The organism is Vibrio sp. YT-15 (assembly GCF_033337445.1).
Classification (GTDB): domain Bacteria; phylum Pseudomonadota; class Gammaproteobacteria; order Enterobacterales; family Vibrionaceae; genus Vibrio; species Vibrio alginolyticus.
The window spans coordinates 1-7,202 of the sequence record NZ_JAWOQR010000032.1; the positions used below are offsets into that span (position 1 = coordinate 1).

Genomic DNA, 7,202 nt, shown 5'->3' on the forward strand with positions numbered 1-7,202 from the left:
TTTAGTCTTACATCCGCTCGGGTTAGGTATGAAAATCGCCACTACGCGCGTTCTGGGCGCTCTGAGCGGCGTTTTGAGCATCAAAGTGGGCCATTTAACATATAACCAATAATGACTACCATTTTTTTGATAAAAATCCCAAACGTTGGGAATTCGTCTTAAATGATGCCATAGTCCCTCTTGAAGCGTTTGTTATGGCGAAATCTTAGCCAACTCCGCTTTGAAAGCCTCACATAATTTCGACTGGATCAAGGGAAGTTCGTTATCCGCACGAGTCCATAGATCAAGCATATTAGAATCGAGTGTTTTACCTAAACCACTTTGCTTGAGCTGATAACCTCTAACAACTTGATAAAAGGCTGAATGCTGGTCAAGAAGTTGGTCTACAAGATTGCAAACATCATCAGAGAGCCAAAGCTTAGCAAGTCTGTATTGTTCGGCGAACTTCTTAACGTCTAATTCCAAGCTCAACACCCTTTCCTTTTCTAGCTCACCCTGCATCCTTACTACATATGATGTAGCATCAGAAGCTTGAACTGACGCTTCATATAGCTTTGAAATTGATTCAATCTTTCTGGCGTGAATTTGCTCAAAAACGTAATTGCGTCTCTTTGCTTTTGATGAAATGTACTCTGACAGAACTCTTTCGATCGTTTGCCGAAACAACCATGAAAGAAAACCAACAATGACTGATGCTCCACCTAAATAAGCCAAAAACTCCTGCAAGAAACCTCCCAAAAAAATAAAGTCAAAATTACGCCATAACGCCCTGTTAAGGGGTGAGCAACGCAATACCGAAGTCGCCGCATAACACCTTAAACACTAAACCCTACGCATAGTAAAAATGCCACGCGTTGCAAATCCCTCTTAAACAGTTTGTTATAGCAAATATTCAATAACTCTCTGAATTAATTCCACTAGTAGACTCAAACTTACAATCACCGTTAGTAATATAGTCAAGGCCATACCTATCGCGAGGTAATCTTTTGATAACTTTCCCCAGTAAGTCCTCCCCTTTTTCCGGACATTTACCAGTTTCTAGCAAATAAATATCAGCAGCATTACCTAAGCCTATAACGTCTGCGATTTCGGTTTGTTTGGCAGTTTCCTGCCTCTCAGCTTTTAGCTGCTCTGTTTTTACCTTATCAAATATAAATGGACTAGCTAAAACAGCAGCTCCTATCACTAACGAACCTATTAATATTGACTTACTCAACGTTTATCTCCTTTGCTATAACGCCCTGTTAAGGGGTGAGCAACGCAATACCGAAGCTTCCGCATACCGCCTTAACCACTAAAACCAACGCATAGTAAAAATGCCACGCGTTGTGAATCCCTCTTAAACAGTTTGTTAGCCCTTTGCCCAAATTTGGTACGTGTAATCAATATTTGAACTGAAACTTTGCTCAAATGTTTGTTTGAAACTCTGTGGAACTGAAGGGAAAAACACGTCGCCAGAGATGTGCTTATGAATCACTGAAAGATGGATAACATCTGCTTGTTCGATTAATGCTTTGTAAATTTCACCACCACCAGAAACAAAGACATGTGTTGTCGTATTGTCTAAGTAAGATAATGCCGATTCAATGCTGGTGAAATAAATAACATCTGGATCATTCGAGACCATTTCTGAGCGAGTAACCACAGCATATTTCCTATTGGGAAGTTTACCCATTGAGTCGAAAGTTTTACGACCGACTAAAAGCCAATGATTGTAAGTCATAGCTTTGAACAGGAGCTGCTCACCTTGTACATGCCAAGGTATATCCAATCCAGAGCCAATTACTCCATTCTCAGAAACTGCTGCCATAATGGATATTTTCATTTTTCCTCCTGAGGGCTAACGCCCGCCTAAGGGGCTGGCAACGCTACCGCACGGCTTAAATTTACAACCGTAACCACCACAGCTCATTGGGACTGGGAACGCCACGCGTTGACAGTCCCTCTTGAGGCGTTTGTTATGTGTGTGTTCAAACCATCAAATTTAGTCAGGTACTACTATTAAACCTAATTGCTCTAAAAGTTGTTCTTGTTGCCACGAACAGATTTTTACACCTGTAAGGTCAACTTTCCGGGGGTCTAAACCATACAGCTCCGAGTGGCTCAAATCACAACCTTGCAACCTACACTGGCTCCAGCACCCTTCAGAAAATACTCCCCGACTTAAATCAGACTCTTTAAATGATGTCCCACTCAAATTTGCACCAATCCATCTATTCTCAAACAAATCACACTTTTCGATACACTGCCTTTCAAAATTTGCGTATGACAGATTACAACCTGTTATATAGGCTGAACAAAAATACATTCTGTTCGATACCTGATTCATGAAGCTAGCTTGAGCAAAATTTGCCCCCTTTAAATCGCACTCTCTGAACTCGATACCAAAACAATTTGCACCTTTGAAATACGACATTGAAAGACTGCAGTTTTTAAAAGATGCGTCTCTAAGATCCGAGTAAGAAAAATCACACCCCTCTAATTCTCCTCGTTCAATGAAAGAACAATCTACAAATTGTGTATCGCGGAGGTTTGCCCGTTTAAAGGAACAGCAGAAAAATTTGCAATTTTTAAAATACTGACCACTCAAGTCTTGATGTGAAAAGTCAGCTTGTACATATAACTGGTCTGTTTTATCCATTTTGTAGCCCTCTTTTTATTTGAGTCGAAGACTAACATTTACCAACCAGTTCTCAAGAAAAATAAACACCTTAAAAACAGCAACTTGCAACCACTTAAAATCACAAAAATAAGGCGCCAAATTGACGCTCTAAGGCGCTGATTTTTGATCTACCCACGCCGCATGGCTAGAAAAAAGTTTTGTTCAATTACGGCGCTTACAAGAAAAACACATAACGCTTATTAGATGGCTTTAAGCCGTCTTTATCCGAGAATAATGCCGCCTTTCACTAATGCATTCAATTTAGTATCAATCAATTGTGAGGTGTCGGAGTAAGTTAAACGGTGATACGTGGTTTAATTTAGAGGAAGTGATTTAACGTAACGGCACTCAGTGCGAACTGAAAAATAGAATCGCATTGTTCTACACGAACACCAGAAACAAAAAAGCCTCCCATCCGGGAGGCTTTTTTGTGGAGAATTGCCAGACTTGGAAGATCAGCATTGAGATCAAACGCTTTTGGGATTAATCTCTTTCTCCAGATGTGAAAAAACCGCCTTGCCGGGCGGTTTTTTTCGGAATACTTACTATGGTTTGACGGCCTGTGTAAGTCCTTTCATGATAGCCCATATCGTTAAAGCACTTCAAGTATTCCTGCACTCTGTTTGGATCAAGATGTTTTGGACAGAGCGACGCGCATCAGCCACCGACCAAGGGAAGTCCGATAGGTGGCAGGTAAAGGCACTAATCAGAACTTGCGAAAGCACGATAAAACCGCCCTGTTGTAGCTGCTAGACGGGGACAAGCGGAAAAGGAATAACTGATTAGTGTTGTGTGACTCGGACGGGGGGCGAAAGCCTTTACACACAGCGCAGGGCAGCCCGAAAGGGTACGAGAAAAAACTCCACGGAAAGCGACCACAGACAATGCTCAGATTCACTCAAAACGAGTCGAAAATGGGTAGGGGTCGGCGCAGCCGAAAGGGCTGAGAGCGCCGCCTTGTGCGGCAACCTTATTGCCCTTTTGGGCTTGTCCACAAAAGAGCGTGAGCTCCTCAAACAGCCCTTTAAGTTCTTTTCGGTGGGCAATGCCCTAAGGAAAAATCTTTGATTTTTAGAGGAGGGTACGGGGGAAGTTATTCTCCCTTTTGATTACTGTGACGTTTTTCAAAGCTACTAGCTAATTGCTTTAACTTTGTATAATCCAGTGGTTCATCATCCAGTGTTAAACCTGCATGTTTAAGATATTCAGCAATAAGCCTTTTCTCATTACTCAACCGATCACGCTGTCCTAGTTTGCTCATTGTTTCTTTGTGCTGCCTGCGTATTGCATGATTCGCTAATTTTAATCGTTCACTTGATTCTGTTTGTTGACGTGCTGCCTGATTTTGAATCGTGTCGAGTTCGCGTTCTCTGCGGTTTAGTTGTTCTGCCTTTTGTGAGTGTGCGCGTAGTACATCTTGCTCCATCTGTTGTCGGTATTGCTGTTTGAATTTCTCCAACTCTTCTGATTTTTGAGCTAATTTTTGTTTCGCTTCTATCAGAGATGCATCTGAGAACGTGCGAAAAGTGTTGAACATTACTCCTAAAATTAAAGCTGTGACTAAACAGAATATGAAAATGTAACTCCATGATTGCCACTGAAACCAGAGTGTTTCTGAGCCCTTTGCGAGCAAAACAGGTTTCATCGAGTTGGATGTATCAATTAGCCAAATCGTGCTATCGGGGGTTAGAAAATCAAGAAATGGTGCTGCAAAAAGCAATACCAATCCCACGACTATGACGGTTAAAAATCCCCAAATCATCGTAGGTACACCTCTGTTATATCGGGGCGAAAATGCCCTAGCTCTTGAGAAATGATCGTCATGACATCGATACGTTCAAAGTGATTCGCCAATTGTTCATAACGATTTTGAGCGTAGCTGTGGCGTAGGCCGTGAGCACCGTTTGAATAGCCCAGAGCGCGAGAACTCGCTTTGCTGAACGCATCAGAGAATTTGTGTCCACCGGCTATGTTGTAGTGCGATTCGTAATTCACACCTCTGTCCGATATTTGCTGCGGCATATCGAGTCTGCGTTCTTCTAACTTTTCTGCTAAATGGTTGGGGATTTGCACTTCACGAATAAGACCGCCTTTCCCGTTAACTGTGTAGGTTTTTGACTCATTGGGGAGGTGGGCAAATTTATTTGGGTGTACGTCCCGTGGGCTTGGATTCACTTCACCAGAAGGTCGTAGGGAGAGCAGCTCGTGAGCGCGTAGACCTGATTCATGACAAAGTTGTGTGGAGAGTGCGTGTTGCTCGGTTTGATGCTGAATGATCGCATTGACCTGTTCTGGCGTGTAAGAACGAGAGTTTTCAATAGTTTCTTTTTTAGATGTAGGAAGCTCTTTGGGTGGGTATAGTGTTTGATTGGGTTCTAACTTATGTGTGACATGCTGCATCATTGTTTGTATTGCCTGACGATCCATGTCGATTGTGCTTTGTTTACATTCGTGAGCGCGTAACTCTATGTAGTTTTTTGCTTGTTCTGGGGTTAGTTCTCTTAGAGAGCCAAGCTTGAACTCTTTCAAATAATCGCAACAAGTTTTCAGTGCTTGTTCGTAATTTCTAGCTGTTCCAACCGATTCTATGATGTTGCCTTTACCCTGCAATTCCTTCATCACAGAGGCGGCTTGAGCTTCAGATTTCGCAAAGTGTCCTCTAGCCATTGCGTGTTACTCCGATCGTATGGAGGTAACGAAGGATAGTGCTGCGTGCTGCATACTGATTATGCACAGTATGCAGGTGCAAAGAGATTAGCTCTAGAGATGCGCCAGTTTTGTACATTTTGGCGATTTCAGAACGAAATGGCTCAAGTTTGGAGGTGCGTTTTTTGTAGTTTTTTCCCTTGCGTAATGCACGGGTCTTTTTGGCAGCTTCGGTCGCTGCGATGGGATCAAAGCTCATAAAAATCTCGATGTGTGCGTAAGAACTAGCTCGGCTATCATCGTGATGATAGTGAGACGGCTAAGATGCCGTTCGCCATTTTGACTTTTTAACGAAAAAGTAGGCTGACTGTTCACACCTAAAACGTCCATTTCCGCAGATGGAGTGCGTTGTTGATTTATGATTTCGCTACTTTGAGATGCGTCACTGGCTCAACAATTATTACCAGCGAGTACGGAGTTAACTAAGCCGTACACTCCACAGACTTAGAGCAAAATTAACTCGGTTCTCTGACCGGACGGTGCTCTGAATGCAACGTAGACCTCACCCAACGAGGTCAAATTTATATCCCAAATTGGGATAAGTGGGTGGTTGTGAATTTTCATTTTGCGCTTCCTCTGATCTAAATGCAAATATTGTTTTTGTTGCAGGCTTTTTGTTGCGTGAAATCATACGAAAGCTCATTAAATCTCGCGCTATGTGGAATTTTTAAATTCTACATAGCGCGAGTAGGCTCGCGAAATTTGCGAAGGGTCTCTCCTGAATTTGCAACGCGAAGCGAGCAAACAGGGAGGGACGCTGAGTAAATTTGATAGGGGTATTAAGTGACAGCGTGATGAAAGATGAATGTTCACAACGAACATTTGGCTCCGAACTGACGCGCTGCGCTTGTCGCATCCCCACACCAGGAAAACGGCTTCGCCGATTTCCTGGTGTGGGGATGTTCAGTTTGGAAAACTCAAAGGCGTGGTAGTCTTATGAGTAGGTATGTTATTGGAAGGTGGTTCTTATGAATGGCCTATTTGTGATCATTGGTATTTCATTGTTGATTAGTGTTTTCGCGCTTTACTCTCCGCAGATAAGCGCATGGTGCGATAAGCAGCTTGCGAAAAAGAGAAAGTAAACCCATCACTTGCTGTATACTAATTGTGTTAATAATTCACACAGGTGGCTTTATGGGTAGAACAACAAGTGTCACCATTGGCGAATCGCTCGATGGCTTTATTGAAAAAATGATCGCAACAGGTCGTTACGGCTCAACAAGTGAAGTGATGAGAAGTGCATTGCGACTACTCGAACAACAAGAGAATCAACAAGACTTACTGCGAAAAGCTCTTGATGAGGGAGAAGCGAGCGGAGAATGCTCCCTGTCCTTAAAGGAAGTAGCAGAAAGAAGAAAGGCTCGTCTGCATGTATAAACTTTCTCAGAAAGCAGCAGACGATTTCGGCGACATCTATGAATATACCTTTCTAAATTTTGGCGAAGACCAAGCAGAACACTACACCGATGAAATGGAGCAGTGCTTACAAACATTGTCTGAGGCGCCATTCATTGGTAGGGATTGCTCCGAACTTCGTTCTGGAGTACGTCGGCATGATCATCAGAAGCACGCTATTTTTTATCGAATTCGAGAGTTCGATATATTTGTTATCCGGATCTTGCACCAACAGATGAACTCCATGTTGCATCTTTAGAAACATAGGAAAACGCCCCGTAGAGGGCGTTTTTTGTTTCAAACGAATAGTGCCATTTTTGCCCTGTAAATCGCTCTCAAAGCGTCACAAACTTACAAAGCGTTTTAGTCTTACATCCGCTCGGGTTAGGTATGAAAATCGCCACTACGCGCGTTCTGGGCGCTCTGAGCGGCGTTTTGA

9 protein-coding genes are annotated in these 7,202 nt (G+C 42.9%); 2 read left to right on the top strand and 7 right to left on the bottom strand.

The window, feature by feature from the left end; translation table 11 throughout:
- Positions 1 to 192: 192 nt before the first annotated feature.
- The 7 genes from R7D93_RS24800 to R7D93_RS24830 form a co-directional block, all read right to left on the bottom strand.
- Positions 193 to 726 (bottom strand): hypothetical protein, encoded by a 534-nt coding sequence (locus R7D93_RS24800; RefSeq protein ID WP_225481809.1) that lies wholly within the window; start codon positions 724 to 726, stop codon positions 193 to 195.
- A 166-nt stretch (positions 727 to 892) separates the two neighbouring features.
- The gene (locus R7D93_RS24805; protein ID WP_000045524.1) at positions 893 to 1,216 is read right to left on the bottom strand and encodes a hypothetical protein; all 324 of its coding nucleotides are present in this window, start codon (positions 1,214 to 1,216) and stop codon (positions 893 to 895) included.
- Between the two features lie 135 nt (positions 1,217 to 1,351).
- Positions 1,352 to 1,825: a trimethoprim-resistant dihydrofolate reductase DfrA31 gene (dfrA31, locus tag R7D93_RS24810; RefSeq protein WP_000703246.1), complete on the bottom strand. Its 474-nt coding sequence runs from the start codon at positions 1,823 to 1,825 to the stop codon at positions 1,352 to 1,354.
- Positions 1,826 to 1,984: 159 nt separating this feature from the next.
- Positions 1,985 to 2,641 carry a quinolone resistance pentapeptide repeat protein QnrVC7 gene (locus tag R7D93_RS24815; RefSeq protein WP_063866460.1) on the bottom strand — a complete coding sequence of 219 codons (657 nt, stop codon included), beginning with the start codon at positions 2,639 to 2,641 and terminating at the stop codon, positions 1,985 to 1,987.
- Positions 2,642 to 3,755: 1,114 nt separating this feature from the next.
- Entirely contained in the window at positions 3,756 to 4,424 is a 669-nt protein-coding gene (locus R7D93_RS24820) for a hypothetical protein (protein WP_169696972.1), read from the bottom strand.
- The gene (locus tag R7D93_RS24825) at positions 4,421 to 5,329 is read right to left on the bottom strand and encodes a tyrosine-type recombinase/integrase (protein ID WP_225497208.1); all 909 of its coding nucleotides are present in this window, start codon (positions 5,327 to 5,329) and stop codon (positions 4,421 to 4,423) included. The genes R7D93_RS24820 and R7D93_RS24825 overlap by 4 nt, the downstream gene beginning before the upstream one ends.
- Positions 5,322 to 5,567, bottom strand: coding sequence for a hypothetical protein (locus tag R7D93_RS24830; protein WP_225497210.1), 246 nt, complete (start codon positions 5,565 to 5,567; stop codon positions 5,322 to 5,324). Before R7D93_RS24830 ends, R7D93_RS24825 begins: the two co-directional genes overlap by 8 nt.
- A 935-nt stretch (positions 5,568 to 6,502) precedes the next feature.
- On the opposite strand from R7D93_RS24830, the gene R7D93_RS24835 reads away from it, so the two are divergent.
- Together R7D93_RS24835 and R7D93_RS24840 are read left to right on the top strand one after the other, a co-directional pair.
- Positions 6,503 to 6,745, top strand: a complete 243-nt coding sequence (locus R7D93_RS24835) for a type II toxin-antitoxin system ParD family antitoxin (RefSeq protein WP_005398365.1) — start codon at positions 6,503 to 6,505, stop codon at positions 6,743 to 6,745.
- Positions 6,738 to 7,022 (top strand): type II toxin-antitoxin system RelE/ParE family toxin, encoded by a 285-nt coding sequence (locus R7D93_RS24840; RefSeq protein WP_005398363.1) that lies wholly within the window; start codon positions 6,738 to 6,740, stop codon positions 7,020 to 7,022. The genes R7D93_RS24835 and R7D93_RS24840 overlap by 8 nt, the downstream gene beginning before the upstream one ends.
- Positions 7,023 to 7,202: the final 180 nt, after the last annotated feature.

What these genes read in the sequence shown, in the direction of transcription:
- R7D93_RS24835 (WP_005398365.1), top strand. Translation starts at nt 6,503, where the DNA reads ATGGGTAGAACAACAAGTGTCACCATTGGCGAATCGCTCGATGGCTTT.
- R7D93_RS24840 (WP_005398363.1), top strand. Translation starts at nt 6,738, where the DNA reads ATGTATAAACTTTCTCAGAAAGCAGCAGACGATTTCGGCGACATCTAT.
- dfrA31 (WP_000703246.1), bottom strand. Translation starts at nt 1,825, where the DNA reads ATGAAAATATCCATTATGGCAGCAGTTTCTGAGAATGGAGTAATTGGC.
- R7D93_RS24820 (WP_169696972.1), bottom strand. Translation starts at nt 4,424, where the DNA reads ATGATTTGGGGATTTTTAACCGTCATAGTCGTGGGATTGGTATTGCTT.
- R7D93_RS24825 (WP_225497208.1), bottom strand. Translation starts at nt 5,329, where the DNA reads ATGGCTAGAGGACACTTTGCGAAATCTGAAGCTCAAGCCGCCTCTGTG.
- R7D93_RS24830 (WP_225497210.1), bottom strand. Translation starts at nt 5,567, where the DNA reads ATGAGCTTTGATCCCATCGCAGCGACCGAAGCTGCCAAAAAGACCCGT.
- R7D93_RS24815 (WP_063866460.1), bottom strand. Translation starts at nt 2,641, where the DNA reads ATGGATAAAACAGACCAGTTATATGTACAAGCTGACTTTTCACATCAA.